Raw genomic sequence first — 17,359 nt, forward strand, 5'->3', positions numbered from 1 at the left:
AAGATTACTTGGAATCAGATAGTTCGGAGGGGGACAATGAAACAAGGACCGGATACGCCGGGGGTGGGCGAGAAAAAAAACGTGGCGTTTGAAAGCGGCAAGGGCATGGGCGTCCGCTTGAAGGAAATGCAGCCCTTTTACGATTTTGTTTTGAACCGGCTTGTGGAGCAGGCGGAATTGCATAACGGGGAAGCCTTGATCCCCGAAAACGGCAGGCCTGTGGTGATCATTGCTTCTCACGGACCGGGACTGGCCTGGGTTCCCATTTTGGCCTTGGTAAGCAAGCATTATGTGGATTCCGGGTGCGGCGATTTGATCGGCGGCATGGTTCCCCACAAGGCGGTGTTTCTCGTGCCGGGGTTCAAGGAGTATTACAAACGGGTTCTGGGGACGCCCACGGAGGTGAAAACCGTGGATCACCTGACCGGGCTTTTGAAGACCGGCAGGATTCAGGTGACGGGCACGGCGCCGGAAGGCGCCAACAGCATTCTTTCCTTTAAGGAATACGTAGGGCCGTTTAGGTCAAGAGGCATGATCGCCGCGGCCATCCGGTCCAACGCCAACCTGGTCTTGGCGGCCCACCAGGGCGCGGAGACCTGGAACCGGCGCTTGAGGCTGCCTTTGGGATTGTCCCTGCCCAATACCTTTGGGCTGCGGGGCGTCAACCTGACATTGCCGCCGTATAAAAAGCTGGATAACTACGTAGCCCTGGCTCAGCTTTACACGCCCAGTATGACGGAAAAGGATTTCAAAATCCTCAGCGCAAGAGAGTGCAGCCTCATGCTGAACGTGGAGGCCGAACGCATCCGGGCGGAAATGAACCTCATGACCGACAAGGTGAAAACGCTGTTGGCGGGCAGGCGCATGCAACGGCTGATCGAGCGCGGCGCAGGGGTTTAAAACGCGATAAATACTCTGGAAGTTCCAATGAGAATCTGTTACAAATGGAAAATAAAGGATGTCAAACCTCGCATTAGTCATACCGGTTGAAAAACCAAGCAAACAAGGACCTATGGGTTTTAAGGAAGAGCAAAAACGCCAGCGTCGGATCGTCAGCCAAAGTTTGATGGAAGGGGCTCTCCAGCTCAGTGCGGAAGAGGGTTACGCCAGCTTGAGCCTCCGGTCCGTGGCGCGTAAGGCGGGCATTGCGCCCACTTCGTTTTATCGCCATTTCCGCGATATGGACGAACTGGGGCTGGCCCTGGTGGACCAGGCTGCAGAGCTTTTGCATCCGGCTTTGGAAAAGGCCCTGGACGGTATGGAATACGCCGCACCGGGCAAAAACGCCGAGCCGGCTCAGATCGCCGAAGCCTTAGAGGGCGTTGTTTCTCCTTTTGTTGAGTGCTTTTTTGAAGTAACGGCCGAAAATCAAAACCTGTTTCGCCTGTTTTTCCAGGAAAGAACCGGCAGTTCCCGAGCCTTGCGGGAATCGGCCGCCCAGGAGTTTGAAAAATCCGCCCAGGCCTTGTGGGAGCGGATGGACTCTTTGGACATGGATTTCGGCGAAGACCGGGAAAACGGCCCGGCTCTGGCCATGGCCATGCTGAATCTGGCGGCCGCTGCAGCCCAGGAAACGCTTTGCCGGGAATCCGATGCATGGCCCGAGGCCAAAGCGCGGACGGCCCGGGAGTGCGTGTTTATGCTTCTGGGCGCCCTGCTCTCTTAAGGCCGGCTGGCTTTCCCAGATATTTTTTCAACCCTATCCGGTGGAAACGGCTTCATGACGACCAAGAAAAAAAACAGTCCCAAAACTGCGTCCGGCGCCAAGCAAAGCCCGGACCTCGCCGCCCAACTGCTGGACGCCCACGTTCAGTTCGAAATGCGGCGCTTTACTCCCAAAGGCATTGAAAAAACCGTCCGGGAAGAGGTGGAGGCAGCCTTCCAATGGTTGGAGGGAATCCGCCTGAAGGAGCTCGCCTCGGCGGATCGCGTCCTGGGAGTTATGAAAAGAAACGTGGTGGAACTGCCTGTGGCCGGCGGCCTGACCGAGTTGATCGGCGAGATGAGCCGCATGGTCATCGCTTCCAAACACAGCGCGGAAACCACCCTGAACGAAATCATTCCCCGGAAATCCTTTGACGCCATTGTGGACAAGGCCTCCAGCCTGGACCGGGTCCGCATGGCGGCCATCAAGAGGACCGTTCGGAACCCGGCCTATTCCAGGCTCATCGCCGACGCCATATACACCGTGGCCAAGGAATTCGTGCTGCAGCAAAACCTGTTCGTGCAAAAGATGCCCGGGTTGTCCTCGCTCATTAAAATGGGCCAGGGCGCCGTGCGCATGGCCGCGCCCAGCCTGGAACCCGCCATCGACGCCCAGATCAAGGAGCGCATCGAGGCTCAGGTGGAAACGGCCATCCACGACAGCGAGGAGTTCCTCATGGGATTCCTGGACGGAGACCGCATTGCGGGCATCAGCGACGGAACCTGGGACCATATAGCGAGCCTGACCCTGGAAGAGCACTACAGCAACATCGACGCGGACGACATGGAGGATTTCATCGTCATCGGCTACGAGTTCTGGATGGAGTTCCGCAAAACCGAATATTTTAAAAAGACGTACACCGAACTGGTGCACTACTTTTTTGAAAAATACGGCGACAAGGAAATGGACGTGCTTTTGGAGGACGTGGGCGTAACCAGCGACATGGTCATTTTGGAAATTATGGAATTCCTGGCGCCCATCCTGGCCAAGGCCAAAACCAGCGGATATCTGGAGGAACGCGTCCGCCAGCGCCTGCAAGCCTTTTATCAATCCAAAGCCGCCAAAGATTTGCTGGCCTAAGATAACGCTTTAAAAAACACACCCAGGCGGCGTTCAGGCTTTGTACGCCGTCTTTGCTCGGAGGGGTAGGCCGGTAAAACCGGACAGGGGAGTTGCGCCATGCGGCACCACAGAAGCGATTCAGAAGAAATATCCCATAAATCCAGCGTGATAAAATCCAAGGGGGGCGCAGCCAGGTTGTTTTTCCCCATCCTGACGATTGTGCTTATCGCCGCCCTGGGGCTTATGTGGCGGGAGTTGTCCCAGCTTAAGGAATGGCAGGTGCACCTCCAAAAATCCCTACCCATCACATTCACCGAGGACTTTCGGGTGGACGCCGCCATAGACCACGAGTTCCCCATTAAGATTGAGGCTGACATTCCCATCCAGTTCCCTGTGACCTCGGTGGTCAGGATTCCCATCAAGGAAACCTTTCTGATACCTTTAAACAAGACTTTCCCAGTGATGCTGGATCAGCCCCTGCGCCTGAAGGACACGGTGAAGGTGCGCGCGATAATCCCCATAGACACGGAATTCGAAGCCAAGGTTCTGGGCGTGACCATGACCGTGCCTGTCAAAGGCAGCGTGCCCCTGGACATTGACGTGCCCCTGGACCAGGAAATCCGGATTCCCAACGAATTGATGGTCATGCTTCAGGAGCCTTTGCCCGTGTCCATCAATCAAACCGTGGACGCGCCTTTGGATTTTGTCATCAACGGAAATCTGCCCCTGGATGCGGTGATCAACGCTCCGGTGAAAGGGGTGCTGGATTGCGGCATTACCGTGAAAAAGCCCTTACCCGTGGAAATTGATTTGGATATCTCTTTAAAGGATTTGTTTAACGGTTAACGGGAGCGCCGCCGCAGGATTTCAGGGGGACGCAACACCATTGTTTTATGGGGCGTTAAAGATAATTTCTTCTCGTTCCCATGGTCTCCGTGGGAATGCATACCGGAGTATAAGTCAACCTGATGCGTTGATTGTAATAGATTTGATTTCAAGATGTTATAATATTCATTCTCACGCAAAGCATGGTAACGAGGGTTTAACCGAGAATAACCGTCCGCCGGACGCTCTTGATTTTGACAATCCATTTAGGCCGCGCTTATTGGCCTGACGGCCCCCGGCATTGCATGCCGGGGCTGGCCTCTCAAACGTCAAACGTAGATTTGACCCCATCGCCTAAAATGGGTGACCCCATCGCCTAAAAACAACAAAGGCGCTGGGTTAATCGTCCCGGCGCCTTTTGTTTAGCGATGATGCAAATGAGCTTGATGCAAAACCTTTAAAAATCCGGCTAAAAGTTATACTCCCACCTTAATCTGCCTGGGTTTTTCCTCTTCCGCTTTGGGAAGGGTGATGGTCAAAATCCCGTTTTTGGTGGTTGCGGTTACGGCGGCCGCGTCCACGGATTCGGGCAGCCTCACGGCCTTGGTGAAAGCGCCGTAACGCCTTTCCCCAATGTGCAGCCTGACATCATCCTCGCCGTTTTCACGGCCTTTTTCGCCTTTTACGGTGAGCACGCCCTGGTCGATGGTTATGTCGATATCCTTTTTCTCCATGCCCGGGACTTCCATTTGGATGACGTAGTCGTTTTCCCGCTCCACGGCGTCCATGGCCGGGCTCCAGGCTTCTTTGGCTCGGGCGCCGCCCAGGTTATCCAACAGGCTCTTGCGCAGGAGAAGTTTATCCAGTGTGTTGAAATTCGGCTGTCTCAGGTTGTAGCTTCCTGAAATCAACGGCAGCAGTCCATTCATTATGCAAAACCTCCTTATTGCAGTCATATTAAGAGGTTGAAGGCCTTCCTCTTCGCAAATAAGGTAAGCACGGGAGGCGGTGCGTCAAGAGTTCGGGCGTTGTTTTTCCATTTCCTGCTTGCGTCGAGGCGCGGGTTTTGACAAGAGTACAGTGTTGCAGATGACAAAAGTAAAAGAAATGTAAAATCATTATTAAGCGTTTCCTGAACAAGGTAAATGCTGCTACCAAGGAGGTTGTTATGGCGGTGTCTATGTTCGATCTGACAGGAAAAGTTGCACTGGTGACCGGCGGGAACGGCGGCATTGGCCTGGGAATGGCCAAGGCCATGGCCCAGGCGGGCGCGGATATTTGCGTCTGGGGCCGGAAGCCCGAAGCCAACGCCAAGGCCGAGGAAGAGCTCAAGGCCTTTGGAACCAAGGTCCTGGCCCTGCAGTGCGACGTCTCCAACGAAGAGCAGGTGGAAGCCTGCTTTGCCGAGGCCGTGGACAAGCTGGGCAAGGTGGACGCCTGCTTCGCCAACGCCGGCGTCGGCGCCCGGGGAACCCCGTTCCACAAAACCACCACCGAAGAGTGGAACCAGATCATGAGCATCAACCTGGACGGCGTGTTTTACACCTTCCGGGCCGCCGCCAAGCATATGGTGGAGAGGGGCGAAGGAGGGTCTTTGGTGGCCACTTCCAGCCTTTCCGCAATTTCCGGCATGGCGAGGGGCGAGCATTACGCCTCCACCAAGGGTGCGCTTCTTTCCATGTGCAGGGGCCTTGCCGTGGAATACGGAAAATACGGAATCCGCGCTAACGCCATTATTCCGGGCTGGATCGAAACCAGCATTACGGACGGCTGGTTCGAGACCGAAGGATTCCAGAAAAAGGTTTTGCCCCGGATTCCCGCCAGAAGGTGGGGACAACCGGAGGATTTCGGGGGGATAGCCGTTTATTTCGCCTCGGACGCCAGCGCCTACCACTCCGGCGACATGGTGATCATAGACGGCGCGTACATCAATTTCTAAAGTCAAAGAGCGGCGCCGGGAGGCCCCTGGAGGCCTTCCGGCTAATCCCTCTTTGGCCTTGCATGGCCTTTGCAGCAAAAAGGCCGCTTACCTAAAGCGAGGGATTATGCTCAGTTTTCTGCCTGCCACGATGCGCGGGTGCATCCATTGCATTCTGCTTGGACTCAACACCTTGGTTGTTTTCTCCTTATTGGTTCCCATCTCCATCCTCAAGCTGATTATTCCCATAGACGTCTGGAGGACATTTTGCGCCGTCATCTTAAAATATATCGCCTCGGGATGGGTGGCTGTCAACGCGTTCAACGGCCGGTTTATCAATAATATCAAATGGGACGTCCAGGGAGTGGATTCCCTGAAAAGCAAGGACTGGTATCTGGTGATCTCCAACCATCAATCCTGGACCGACATCCTGGTGCTGCAGACCATTTTCTCCCGCAGAATTCCCTTTTTGAAATTCTTTTTGAAAAAGGAGCTGATCTGGGTGCCTGTTATGGGCATCGCCTGGTGGGCGTTGGATTTTCCCTTTATGAAGCGCTATTCCAAGGCTTTCCTGAAAAAGAACCCCCATCTGGAAGGCAAGGACCTGGAAACCACCCAGAAGGCCTGCGAAAAATTCAAGAAGATGCCCGTCTCCATCGTCAACTATGTGGAGGGCACCCGCTTCACCCAAGAAAAGCACGATCGCCAGAACTCCCCGTTCAAGCATTTATTGAAGCCCAAGGCCGGGGGCATCGCCTTTGTCATGGCCGCCATGGGCGGCCAGCTGCACTCCCTGGTGAACGTGACCATCGCCTATCCCTACGGCGACAAGAGCTTTTGGGATTATCTGTGCGGACGCATCGCCAAAATCACCGTGCGGGTGGAAACCCTGCCCATTGCGGAAGAGGTGCAGGGCGACTACTTTAAGGACGAGTTGTTCCGGACCCGGTTTCAAAAATGGGTCAATGACCTGTGGGTGGAAAAGGACGCCCTTTTGGACGATCTGCTGAGCCAGGAAGGCAAGGGCCCGGAAGCCGCCGACACGAACGAGGAGCCGGCCGCGGCCGCGGGATGACAAAGCTCCGGCCATAATTCGATTAATAGAAAGCCCGGCCCAGAAGGCCGGGCTTTTTTTATCGGGGAGAGAAACCTGCCGGGGATCCAGCGTTATATACGGAAAGAGCAGGAAAGCGATCCTCTCGCCTCAGGAGAGGTCAAAGACCTGAAAGGTGTTGTCCAGCAGGTCAAAGGCCAGGAGCTTGTTTTGCAGGGCCTGTCCCTTGCGGGTCAGCACCTTGACGGCTTCCGAGCATTGAATGCTTGCCGCCAGCATCACCGGCGGACACGGGCAGCCCAGGTCGGTTTCCACGCCTTCTCCCGAAGAATCGTCCTCCCTCCCTATGACGGGAAAAAGGCCCTGATCCCCAGGAAACACCACGGTCACATGGCCGGTGAATCCGGCTAAAGCGGCTGAAATAAGGGGAATTTCCAAATCCCGGGCAGTCTGTTGCAAAAGAACCCGGTTATCCAGCCCGCCCAGGCAATCCATGATCAAATCCGCGCCTTGTAGGATGGCCTCGGCGTTGTCCTTATCCAGAAACACCCCTTCCCATTCCAGATTCACCGAGGGATTCATCTTGCGAATCTTCTCCAGGGCGGCTTCCGCCTTGTTTTCCCCCAAAGTGCGAATGGTGCTGAAGGCCTGCCGGTTCAAATTGGTTTGCTCGAACACGTCCCCGTCCACCAGAACCAGGCTGCCCACGCCGGAGCGGGCCAGGGTCTGGGCGACGTATCCTCCCAGACCTCCTAAACCGATAATCGCCGCCCGGGATTTCAGCAGGCGAATCTGGTCCTTGCAGTCCAGGGCGGCCATGTTGCGGACGTACCGGGCCGGGGCGATTTCCGCCTCCAAGGCGGCGATTTCCGCCTCAATGCGGCTGATCCCGAATTCCTCGGCGATGCGCCCTATTTCGCGGTCTTTAATAAGGCGGCGCGGGTCGGTTTGGGGATGGGTTCCCTGATAAGAGGCGTATACCAAAGACTGGCTGAGGTCCGCCATCATCCACCTCCCACGGGCGGAAAAATCCCCACCCGCTCGCCCCCGGTCAGCGCCCAGTTCAGGTCCTTGCGGACTCCGTCAATGAATACCAGCTTGACCTCCTTTAGGGGGACGTTCAGCCTTTCAAGCACCTGAGCGGCGGTTTCCCCTTCCTGGATGGGAAAATGATCCGGGTCCGGGGGCGTGTATTTTGCCAGGGTGGCGAAGAGTTTTAATTGAATTTCCAGGGACATGATGACTCCTACAGATTATTGTTCCTGCATATCATGGCCCAAATCCGAACGTGGGGTCAAGGCAAAGAGAGTAGGGGCAGCGCCTATTTGTCCAAAAGAAAGTCCCGGATATAAGGATTGTTGGCCTTTTCCCTGGCGATGGTGGATGTGGGCGCCGGTCCGTAATCGTGCCCGGGCAGGATAATGGTCTCGCCCGGCAGGGGCAGGATTTTGCTTTCCACGGAATTCAAAAGATCCTGCAGGGTCATGCCGCCCATGTCGGTGCGGCCCACCCCTTCCACAAACAGGGTGTCGCCTGTGAATAAATAGTCCCCGCATAAAAAGCAGCAGGAGCCGGGGGAATGCCCGGGCGTGTGCAGCACCTTGAACTGAAGCCCCCCCGATTTCAAAAATCCGGCCGTCCTTGAACTGGATGTCCGTTTGGGGATATCGTGAGCTTTGGCTGGGCGGCCGATCCATATAAATTCCCTGGAAAAAACTGACGTCGTCCTCGTGCATGGCGATGGGGACGTTCAACATGTCCGCCAAGCCCTTGGCGCCCATTACGTGGTCGCCATGCCCGTGGGTGGCCAGGATCATTTTGACATTGCATCCCATCATCTTGACGGCGGCGGCGATGCGGGCCTCTTCCGCGCCCGGATCGATGACTACGGCCTCCATGGTTTTCAGACAGGCGACGATATAGCAATTGGCCTGATAAGCCCCCACGGCCAGAGTTTTGATATCCATTGTTTTTTCAGGTTCGGTCATGGCTTCCTCAATAAACAATTCCTTTTACAGATCCCGTTAGTCTTCTCTGATTTCGGCGCGATAAAAACCTTCCGACATCATCTGATCCAGCATATCCCAAATTGTTGGCTCCTCCGCTAAAGCGTTCCGTGTTCCAGGCGAGTCTTTATCAAAGTTGTCCCAGACGGTTCGGGTCAAAGTTTGAGGGACGCCAAGTTCTGCGAGTTTGCGCCGATATTTCTCCGGTGAATCGGTATAAATCTCAAAGATTTTGTACCCCCCGACAAAAACCTCGTCATATCCATTATGCGACCCAAAACCGAAATTGACCATGCCATCATGGACAAGAAGGCGTTCATTCGACAAAAATACCTTCTTCGCTCTCATAAAGTCGATATCATCGAGATAGTAGACGTTCTTATGGAATGGATCCGAAGCATTTCTTCGCAATTCCTTCTCCTCTGCCTCATTTGCTCCAAGTTCAACCAGAAAAAATGCGGGTTCCCGCACGAGAGAGGAAAGACTGAGAAAAAGACTTGGAATGTTCTCGGCAGACACGTTAATGGTGAACATATAGAAGCCTTTATCGGTCAAATGCTCTGAGTAGCCTTCGCTGATTCCTTTCAAAGAAGTAACTTGTACTCCGTCCACAAGACGGAAATCCGGCTTCTTCGCCCCCATGTCACATCCTCCTATAGCCATTAATGCTAATAGCAGAGGGAAAGCAATCATTCGTAAAACCCATATATCCGACATTCCAATACTCTACCCTTTTGATTTCAACAATTCTTCCCGTAAAAAAAGATACAGGGGATTATCCGGCCCGGCAAGATCTTTGATTGTTTGCGCAACGGCTTCTTTGTCCTTTATGTTTTGCATCATTTTGATCACCCGGCCGTCCCTCCCTTTGATGGCTATGACTTGAAACCCCGACATGGACTCGCTCCGCACTTTAACCATGTTGTGCCATCCCATGCTCACTAAGCAACGACGCGAAGAATCGTAGACGACAATTCCACCTTTGTATATTTTTGTATAATCGTCGACGACTGCTAAAAAAAACAGAAAAAACGCCGCGAATAGCGATGTCCCCAAAGAAACAAAAACGGTTTCCAACACTGTCAGACCGTCGCGATCAAAAAAGCTATAAAGCAACAAAGGAATTAGCAGTGAAGGAAAAATCCAAATAAACAAACGTTTGATTTCGCTCCTGTCCAAACGCACATTACAGACAAATTCGCTCGATGCCTTGGCTGCAGCATTTTTCTTTTTGAATAGATTCATTAGCATGACTCAATAGACTACAAACCCGTTTATGGATGGTTGCAAAAAATAATTGCTCTTTCCATAAACGGGCTATAGGATTTTCATGAAAATGTCAATCAGGCTTGATCCTTCCAATAGGGTTCGCGAAGCTGGCGTTTGAGGACTTTGCCAAGAGCGTTGCGGGGGAAATCCTCCCGGCGGAACTCCACCCTGGCCAAGCGCTGATACTTGGCGAGGCGCTGGTTCACCCAGCCCATTATCTCGTCTTCACGGGCCTTGGCGTCCGGATAGGGAATGACCAGGGCCAGGGGAGTCTCGCCCCATTTTTCATGGGGGATGGCCACCACCGCGGCTTCGTTGACGTCCGGGTGCTGGATCAATACCTCCTCGATATCCGAGGCGAACACGTTGATGCCGCCGGACACGATCATGTCCTTTTTCCGGTCCAGGATGTACAGGAAGCCGTCCTCGTCAAACCGGCCGATGTCGCCTGTCTTGATGAAGCTCCTGCCGAACTCGTCCTTCCAGATGATTTCCGCATTGGCGTCGGGCCTGTTGTGATAGCCTTTCATGAGCCCGGAGCTGATGCCCACGATCTCGCCGATTTCGCCGAAGGGAAGCTCCTTGTCTTCATGGTCGATAATGCGGATTTCCGTACCGGAGATGGGCGTGCCCACGGAGCCGGTTTTCTCCTCGATTTCCTCGGGCTTGAGGGTGGTTCCCACGCCTTCGGTCAGGCCGTACAACTCGATCAGCCCCTTGCCCATGCGCTGGAGGATTTGCTTTTTGACCGGCAAGGGCAAGGCCGATCCCATGGACACCATGATCTCCAGGCTGGACAGGTCGTGCTTGTCAAAGTCCGGGTGATCCAGGATCACGTGATACTGGGTGGGCACCAAAAAGGTGTGGGTGATTTTTTCCTGTTCCACGGCCTGAAAAAAGGCCTCGGGAGAAAAAGTCGGCAACAGGATGACCAAGGCGCCCACGCCCATAGACCCCAACAGCATGACCCAGGTGGCGTTGGTGAACAAAGGCGTGTTGATGAGCATGGTGGAGCCGCTGTGAATGCGGAATTCCAGGCCGCCGGCCATGCCAAGCATGGTGCGGCTGAAATGGGTGTGCACAATGCCTTTGGGCAGGCCGGTGGTTCCCGAGGAATAAATGATGACTGCCTCGTCCTGATCCTGGGTCGGTACGTACACGTGGTTTACCGAGGCGCCTGACAAAAAGTCTTCGTAAGGGGTCCACCCTTCCTCGTCAAAGAACACGGCCATGCGCCGCTCCTGGGGGATGCCGTTGAGTTGATCCAGAACCGGCTGCACCAGGCCTTGGAGGGGAAAGGTGCAGAAGAAAAACTTTGCGCCCGCATCCTGGGTCAAAAAGGCCAGTTGCCCGGAGGTCAGCATGGGAGAGAGAGGGACGATCACCCCGCCGGCCCGAAGCACGCCGCACATGATTTCCAGGGCTTCGATGCAGTTCAAGGACAACAGAGCGGCCTTATCGCCTTTTTTCAGGCCCGCCTTGATGAGGGCGTTTGCCGCCTGATTCACCCTGGCGTCGAACTGGCCCCACGTGACCTGCCGGTCTCCGCATTTAAAGGCGATGCGGCTTCCGCGATATTTGGCATGGGTCCCTACCGAACCGGCAATGTTTAATCCTGCGCGTTCCAGCATGATTCCTACCCTCCCTTTTCGATTTTAAACCTCCAGGTATTGGGCCCGGGCTTCGGGGTTGTCGTCCAGTTCCTGCACGGTTCCCACGAATCCGATGTGGGCCTTGCCCATCAGATACACCCTGTGGGCCAGGCTCATGGCCACTTCCAGGTTATGCTCCACCAACAGGATGGAAACGCCCCGCTTGTTGATTTCCTCCAAAACGTCCCGGACCGCGTCCACGATGATGGGGGCCAGGCCTTCGGTGGGTTCGTCCACCAAAAGCAGGGACGGGGCGCCCATAAGCGCCCGGCCTATGGCCAGCATTTGCTGCTCTCCGCCGGAGAGGTTGGCGCCTTTATTGTCTCGCCGTTTTTTCAGGGAGGGAAAAACCTCATAGATTTTCTCCAGGGTCCAGGCTTTGGGGTTGCTTTCGTCCACCACCCCGCCTTTGACGCCTATGCGCAGGTTGTCCTCCACGGTGAGGTTGGGAAAAATCCTCCGTTCCTCGGGCACGTAGCCTATGCCGGCCATGGACACCTTATGGGGAGGCTTGCCGAAAATATTGGCGCCCTGGAAAACCACCTTACCGGACTTGGGCTTGACCATGCCCATGACGGATTTCAGGGTGGTGGACTTTCCCATGCCGTTGCGGCCTAACAGGGCGACGATTTCCTCCTGCTCCACGTTGAGGGAAATCCCCTGAAGCACATGGCTGGGTCCGTAATAGGTATTCAAATCCTTGATTTCCAAAAACACGCTACACCTCCCTCCTGTGACCCAGATAGGCGTCCTTGACCTCTTTCATGTTCCGGATTTCGTCCGGCTTGCCCACAGCCAGCACCTTGCCGTGATGCAGCACGGTAATGCGGTCGGCCAGGGAAAAAACCACGTCCATGTCGTGCTCCACAATGACCATGGTCTTGCCTTCGGTGAGCCTGCGGATGAGGTCCACGGCGTTATGGGTTTCGTCCCGGCTCATGCCGGCCGTGGGTTCGTCCAGCATGACCAGATCCGGGTCCGTGGACATGGCCAGGGAAACCTCCAGGGAACGATGCTTGCCGTAGGACAGGGCGTCGGCCGGAGCGTGGGTTTCCTCTTTCAGGTTGATCCGCTCCAGGATGGCGTTGGTTTCCCTGGTGACCTCCTCCATCTTGTCCACCCGGTTGAACATATTAAAGCGGATGCCCATGCGGGAGAGCACGCCCATGCGGATGTTCTGGAATGTGGAAAGGTTGTGGAAGGTGCTGGTTATCTGGAAGGACCGGCCCATGCCCAGGCGGGAGAGCTTGTGGGGCTTGAAGCCGCTTACGTTTTTGCCTTTGAACATAACCTTGCCCCGGCTGGGGGAGTACATGCCGGTGATGACATTGAACAGGGTGGTCTTGCCCGCCCCGTTGGGGCCTATGATGGCGTGGCGTTCGCCTTTTTCCACCTGCAAATCCACGCCTGTCAGCACTTGCAGGCCGGAGTAGTCGTAAAACAGGTTGATGGTTTCCAGGATGTTTTCGCTCATGCCTCCACCTCCTCGGACGCGGGCTGGGATTTATTACCGAACAGCTTGGCCATGAGGCCCCGCCACAGCCAGAGGAGGCCTCCGGGGGCGTAGAGCACCACGCCGATAAACAGGAGGCCGGTAATCAGCTCCGCCCGCTCCGTGTACCGCATGATCAGGTCTTCCAGGACAATGAGGACGCCCGAGCCCAGGATGGGGCCGAAAAAGGTGCCTATGCCGCCGATAAGGATAGCCATGATGGGATAGAACGACACCATAATGTGCAGCACTCCGTCCGTGGAGACGATCCCCTGGAACAAGGCGAACAGGGAGCCTGCAATGCCGGCGAAAAAGCCGGACACGGCGAATACGATGGCCTTGGTCTGGGGCACCTTATAGCCCAGGTAATCCACCCGCAGGGTGTTGTCCCGGATGCCCACCACCACTTGCCCCAGGGGGGTTTTGGTGATGTACCACATGATGAGGACGCCGATCACGCAGACCGCCAGGGCGAAATAGTAGAAGACCGTGGGGTCCAGCATGTCGAAGGAGGCGATCCCCGGAATGTTCAGGTTGGGGACGTCGTATCCGGCAATGCCGTCCTCGCCGCCCGTGACTTCCCGGAACTTGAGGCACAGGATGAACATGAGCTGCCCGAAAGCCAGGGTGAGCATGGCGAAGGCGGTTCCCGTCACCCGCACCAGGAGAGGGCTGAGGATCAGGCCTATGACGCCGGCGGCAAGGCCGCTTAAAAGCAAAGCGCCGATCACGGGAAAGCCTTCCACGTGGTACAGCAGGAGGGCTGTGGTATAGGCCCCCACCCCGTAAAACAGGGCGTGGCCGAAGCTGAGCACCCCGGTGTAGGATAGCAGCAGGTTCAGGCTGACGGCGTACAGGACGAACCCGGCCAGTTCCACCAGCACATTGGTTTTGACAATGCCCAACACATGGGGAGCAATTCCCGCCGCAGCCAGGAAGACAACCCACAAGGCAAGATTGCGTTTGGATTTAATCATCGCGTTCTCCAAAAAATCCCATGGGTTTGAAGGAAAGCACCAGGGCCATGAACAAAAAGACCAAAACCGGCGCCAACCTGGGTATGAACTGGATGCCGAAGGCGTTCAATTCGCCCAAAAACAGAGAGACCACCACGGCGCCGAACAGGCTGCCGAAGCCTCCCACGACCACCACAACAAAGGCGTCCAGGCCGATCTGGTCGGCAAGGCCGGGAAACACCGTGAGCATGGGCGCGGCAGCCACCCCGGCCACGCCGGCCATGATCGTTCCCACGCCGAACACGAACATGAACACCCGGGGCATGTTGATGCCCAAAGCGCTGACCATGTCGGCGTCGGAGACCGCCGCCCGGATGATCATGCCAAGGCGGGTTTTGTACAGGATGAAGGCCAGGGCGGATAAAATCGCCGCAGCCAGCCCGATGATGAACAGCCGGTAAATGGGGTATTCCAGCCCGGCCACGGAAACCAGGCCCTCCAGAGAGGGCGGGATGACCACCTGATGGCTTTCCGTGCCCCAGATGGTTTTCACGCCTTCGGCGATGACCAGGGAAATGCCCAGAGTGAGCAGCAGATCGCCAATGTGCCCCAGGTTGTATTGCTGCACCTTGCGCAGTAAAAATCTTTCCACGAAGACGCCGATGAGTCCGGTCCCCAGGGGGGCCAGGATCAGGGCGATCCAGAAGCTGTCCGTCCAGGCGACCACCTGGTAGCAGAAATACGCGGAAAGCATGAAAAACGAGGCGTGGGCCAGGTTGAGTATGCCCATCATGCCGAAGATGAGGGTCAGGCCGGACGCCACCAGGAACAAAAGCATGCCGTAGGTCAGTCCGTGAATGGCCTGGGCCACATACATTGCCGTTACCGGGCTCATGGAATATGTCCTCCAAAAAATTAAAGCTGAAAACTGTGTGTACGGCGCCGGATCCCCCGCCCCGGGCATGGCCGGAGGGGGGAGCGGCTTGAGGATGACGCCGAATTGCGACTGTCAGGGCGGTTCAAACGTGTTTGTTTATTCGACCGGTCCGGCTACTTACAATTCCCTCCCTTGACGGGCATGGATTTTTCAGCCGGAATGACAAAGACCTCATCGCCGGAGGAGATTTCTTCAAACCAGGGATTGGGATACACGTATTCCGTAGCGTAGGTGTCGCGGATGGTCACGTGGTCGCAGGCGCGCATTTCAAGCCGCTTGCCGTCGGCGGTGTAGTACACGTCGCCTTCCCAGACCTTGATGACCTTTTCGGGATCCGAGGAGCCCGCCCTCTCAAACACGTCCAGCATCCAATAGGTGTTTTCCAGTGCATACCCCAGAGTGCCGCCGGGCCACTTATACAGGAGCGTGTTGTAGGGCGCGGACCATTTGTCTTTCCACAGGTCGTTCCATTTTTTGGCGAAGGCCATGCCGTTTTTGTTGTTTTTATCGCCGATGTGCTGATTGAGGTTGACCAGGCCCTTGGTGCCTTCCGGGCCGATGGCGGCGAGGGAATTGGGCTCGTCAATGAAAATGTTGGCGAAGGGCAGGTCCACTCCCAGTTGGCGGGCTTGTTTGACCAGGTTGCCGCCGTCGGGCATCCAGTCGCCTGTGAAGATGACTTCCGCGCCCGAGGCTTTGGCCTTGGTCAGGTAGGGGGCGAAATCCTTGGCGAACAGGGGGTGGTAGTCTTCGCCCACAATTTCGGCCTCGGGATAGTATTTTGCCAGGCCCTTTTTGAAGGCGTCAGCCAGGGAGTGGCCGAAGAGGTAGTCCTGGCAGATGATGTAGAATTTCTTTTCTTTTTTGCGCTGGGCGTAAAAATACGCCGTGGTCTCCCCGACCTGGTTGGTGGTCCACATGGTTTGAAAGGTGTACTTGTTGAAGTTTTTCTCGTCCATGAGGGAATCGGACATGGAAAGGGACTGATGGAAGATGACCTTATAACGTTCGGCCACGTTCTGGATGACCAGGGCCAGATGGCTGCCCGAGGTGCCCCACAGGACGTCCACCTTGTCCTCCAGAACCAGTTTTTCGGCGGCCTTTTTGGTGGCTGCAGGCTTGCCCATGACGTCGCCCTTGATGACTTCAATGAGCTTTTTCTTGCCGTCGATCATGATGCCGCCCCGTTTGTTAATGTCATGGGCGACCCAGGCGGTGGTGAGCCAGAACAATTCGCCGTTTCCGGCGCCCGGCCCGCTGAAAATCTGGAGCAGGCCGATTTTGAATGTATCTCCGGTTGGGTTTTGAAAGTTGTTGGGATCAAAGTCCGACATGTCCGACATATCTTCAATCTTAAAAGCGTTTTCGGCCAACGCCGAGCCTGCCAAAAACAGAGAGGCGGCCAGGAACAAACAGGCGGCAAAGGAAACGGCCTTTAATGTCTTTTGCATTGTAACCTCCTTGCGTGTTCGTTGAAGTCTCTGAATGTAAGAAAAAAGCGTCGAATAATCTAATTTCCGATCCTGAAGCTCCTCCTTTTTTCACAATGTTAGTGTTTAATCCGGTTTGGCGCGCTGCGCACTATACAGGCGTCCGGCCTGGTCGGCCTAAGCCGAAGCGCCTTTTATCCATTTATATACGCATCCCCGTGCGATTCGGGGGAATGGTTCAGGTTGGTTCACGGGCGCCGTGAGGACGTCCGGGTTTTGGAAGGAGTCTATTCGGAGCTTTCGCTCCGCCGTTTTTCCATTTCTTCCGCAAAGGTCTGTTTGGCCAGCTTCCGGTACAGGTGGTAATAGAAAATGCTCATGATCTCCATGCCCTGCTGGGCCCGGGCGTGAAAGGATTCATCGTCCACCTTTTTCCATAGGGCGTCGAAAAAGTATTTGTTGCCTTTGGAGGCCAGACCCCGGAAGTCATCCTTGTATTGGCGCAGGGCCTCGGGATCGAATCCGTCCTTGGGCCCCAGCCCCACCCGGCCCATGTCGCAAATGACCTTGCCCAGAGACACGTCGTCCTGGGAATACACCTTTTCTCCGTCAATGGTTTCCGGCGTTATTACGCCCCACTCCTCCACCTTGACCAGCCATTTTTCGCTCAGCCCCGTGGCTTTGCGAAAATTCTCCTCTCCCTTGATTTCCCCGGGCAAAAGGCGCTCCACCGCGCTGAAATACTCGCTTTGCAGTTGGAGAACCGCCCCCTGGACCGGAGACCCTTTGTTCCAGCGTTTGACGATTTTTTTGATCTCGGACAACGGAAGGAAATGTTTGTCCTGCAATTCTTTGATGTATTTGATGCGTTCGATGTAGGAATCGTCGTACTCCGCAACATTGCGGGCCTTTTTCCGGGGTTTGGGAAGCAGGCCTTCCCGGATGTAGAAATGAATGGTTTCCTTGGGCGCTCCGGCCGCCTTGGCCAATTCGCTGATTTTCATGAATGGTTCCTTAAAAAAAGTAACGGCGGAAACAGTGTGTGCAGATTGG

Annotated in this window: 19 protein-coding genes and 1 pseudogene; 6 read left to right on the forward strand and 14 right to left on the reverse strand. The window is 55.4% G+C overall.

What is annotated here, in order from left to right; genetic code table 11:
* The first annotated feature begins 36 nt into the window (after positions 1–36).
* The 4 genes from G491_RS0112205 (at position 37) to G491_RS0112220 (ending at position 3,613) form a co-directional block, all read left to right on the forward strand.
* On the forward strand, positions 37–900 hold the full coding sequence (locus G491_RS0112205; RefSeq protein ID WP_028314805.1) for a hypothetical protein: 864 nt from the start codon (positions 37–39) through the stop codon (positions 898–900).
* Positions 901–1,012: 112 nt separating this feature from the next.
* On the forward strand, positions 1,013–1,666 hold the full coding sequence (locus G491_RS30570) for a TetR family transcriptional regulator (RefSeq protein WP_051327208.1): 654 nt from the start codon (positions 1,013–1,015) through the stop codon (positions 1,664–1,666).
* Between the two features lie 54 nt (positions 1,667–1,720).
* The gene (locus G491_RS0112215) at positions 1,721–2,785 is read left to right on the forward strand and encodes a hypothetical protein (protein WP_028314806.1); all 1,065 of its coding nucleotides are present in this window, start codon (positions 1,721–1,723) and stop codon (positions 2,783–2,785) included.
* A 99-nt stretch (positions 2,786–2,884) separates the two neighbouring features.
* Complete coding sequence (locus tag G491_RS0112220) at positions 2,885–3,613, forward strand: hypothetical protein (RefSeq protein WP_028314807.1); 729 nt, start codon at positions 2,885–2,887, stop codon at positions 3,611–3,613.
* A 455-nt stretch (positions 3,614–4,068) separates the two neighbouring features.
* Here G491_RS0112220 and G491_RS0112225 read toward each other — a convergent pair whose 3' ends face one another.
* Complete coding sequence (locus G491_RS0112225) at positions 4,069–4,521, reverse strand: Hsp20/alpha crystallin family protein (RefSeq protein ID WP_012611105.1); 453 nt, start codon at positions 4,519–4,521, stop codon at positions 4,069–4,071.
* Between the two features lie 239 nt (positions 4,522–4,760).
* On the opposite strand from G491_RS0112225, the gene G491_RS0112230 reads away from it, so the two are divergent.
* Together G491_RS0112230 and G491_RS0112235 are read left to right on the forward strand one after the other, a co-directional pair.
* Entirely contained in the window at positions 4,761–5,531 is a 771-nt protein-coding gene (locus G491_RS0112230; RefSeq protein ID WP_012611106.1) for an SDR family NAD(P)-dependent oxidoreductase, read from the forward strand.
* Positions 5,532–5,637: 106 nt separating this feature from the next.
* Complete coding sequence (locus G491_RS0112235) at positions 5,638–6,585, forward strand: 1-acylglycerol-3-phosphate O-acyltransferase, YihG family (protein ID WP_028314809.1); 948 nt, start codon at positions 5,638–5,640, stop codon at positions 6,583–6,585.
* A 129-nt stretch (positions 6,586–6,714) separates the two neighbouring features.
* On the opposite strand, the gene G491_RS30575 is transcribed toward G491_RS0112235, so the two are convergent.
* The 13 genes and pseudogenes from G491_RS30575 to G491_RS33835 all read right to left on the reverse strand — a co-directional run bounded on the left by G491_RS30575 (position 6,715) and on the right by G491_RS33835 (position 17,310).
* Positions 6,715–7,572, reverse strand: a complete 858-nt coding sequence (locus tag G491_RS30575; RefSeq protein WP_035218703.1) for a HesA/MoeB/ThiF family protein — start codon at positions 7,570–7,572, stop codon at positions 6,715–6,717.
* Positions 7,569–7,802, reverse strand: coding sequence for a MoaD/ThiS family protein (locus tag G491_RS0112245; protein WP_211239141.1), 234 nt, complete (start codon positions 7,800–7,802; stop codon positions 7,569–7,571). Before G491_RS0112245 ends, G491_RS30575 begins: the two co-directional genes overlap by 4 nt.
* Positions 7,803–7,885: 83 nt before the next feature.
* A complete protein-coding gene (locus G491_RS35870) occupies positions 7,886–8,191 on the reverse strand; it encodes an MBL fold metallo-hydrolase (RefSeq protein ID WP_051327210.1) in 306 nt (101 codons plus the stop codon).
* A gap of 70 nt (positions 8,192–8,261) precedes the next feature.
* Positions 8,262–8,552 (reverse strand): annotated as a pseudogene (locus G491_RS36710) (MBL fold metallo-hydrolase); the annotation flags it as partial.
* Positions 8,553–8,588: 36 nt separating this feature from the next.
* A complete protein-coding gene (locus tag G491_RS0112255; protein WP_028314812.1) occupies positions 8,589–9,212 on the reverse strand; it encodes a hypothetical protein in 624 nt (207 codons plus the stop codon).
* Between the two features lie 84 nt (positions 9,213–9,296).
* Positions 9,297–9,815 carry a hypothetical protein gene (locus G491_RS0112260; protein WP_028314813.1) on the reverse strand — a complete coding sequence of 173 codons (519 nt, stop codon included), beginning with the start codon at positions 9,813–9,815 and terminating at the stop codon, positions 9,297–9,299.
* Between the two features lie 98 nt (positions 9,816–9,913).
* Entirely contained in the window at positions 9,914–11,470 is a 1,557-nt protein-coding gene (locus tag G491_RS0112265; protein ID WP_028314814.1) for a class I adenylate-forming enzyme family protein, read from the reverse strand.
* 24 nt (positions 11,471–11,494) lie between these two features.
* Positions 11,495–12,208: an ABC transporter ATP-binding protein gene (locus G491_RS0112270; protein ID WP_028314815.1), complete on the reverse strand. Its 714-nt coding sequence runs from the start codon at positions 12,206–12,208 to the stop codon at positions 11,495–11,497.
* A 1-nt stretch (position 12,209) separates the two neighbouring features.
* The gene (locus G491_RS0112275) at positions 12,210–12,965 is read right to left on the reverse strand and encodes an ABC transporter ATP-binding protein (protein ID WP_028314816.1); all 756 of its coding nucleotides are present in this window, start codon (positions 12,963–12,965) and stop codon (positions 12,210–12,212) included.
* Positions 12,962–13,960, reverse strand: coding sequence for a branched-chain amino acid ABC transporter permease (locus tag G491_RS30585; protein ID WP_012611115.1), 999 nt, complete (start codon positions 13,958–13,960; stop codon positions 12,962–12,964). The genes G491_RS0112275 and G491_RS30585 overlap by 4 nt, the downstream gene beginning before the upstream one ends.
* Positions 13,953–14,834 carry a branched-chain amino acid ABC transporter permease gene (locus tag G491_RS0112285; protein ID WP_028314817.1) on the reverse strand — a complete coding sequence of 294 codons (882 nt, stop codon included), beginning with the start codon at positions 14,832–14,834 and terminating at the stop codon, positions 13,953–13,955. Before G491_RS0112285 ends, G491_RS30585 begins: the two co-directional genes overlap by 8 nt.
* 155 nt (positions 14,835–14,989) lie before the next feature.
* Positions 14,990–16,327: an ABC transporter substrate-binding protein gene (locus tag G491_RS0112290; RefSeq protein ID WP_028314818.1), complete on the reverse strand. Its 1,338-nt coding sequence runs from the start codon at positions 16,325–16,327 to the stop codon at positions 14,990–14,992.
* A gap of 266 nt (positions 16,328–16,593) precedes the next feature.
* A complete protein-coding gene (locus G491_RS33835) occupies positions 16,594–17,310 on the reverse strand; it encodes a MerR family transcriptional regulator (protein ID WP_012611118.1) in 717 nt (238 codons plus the stop codon).
* Positions 17,311–17,359: the final 49 nt, after the last annotated feature.

Source organism: Desulfatibacillum aliphaticivorans DSM 15576, assembly GCF_000429905.1.
Lineage (GTDB): Bacteria > Desulfobacterota > Desulfobacteria > Desulfobacterales > Desulfatibacillaceae > Desulfatibacillum > Desulfatibacillum aliphaticivorans.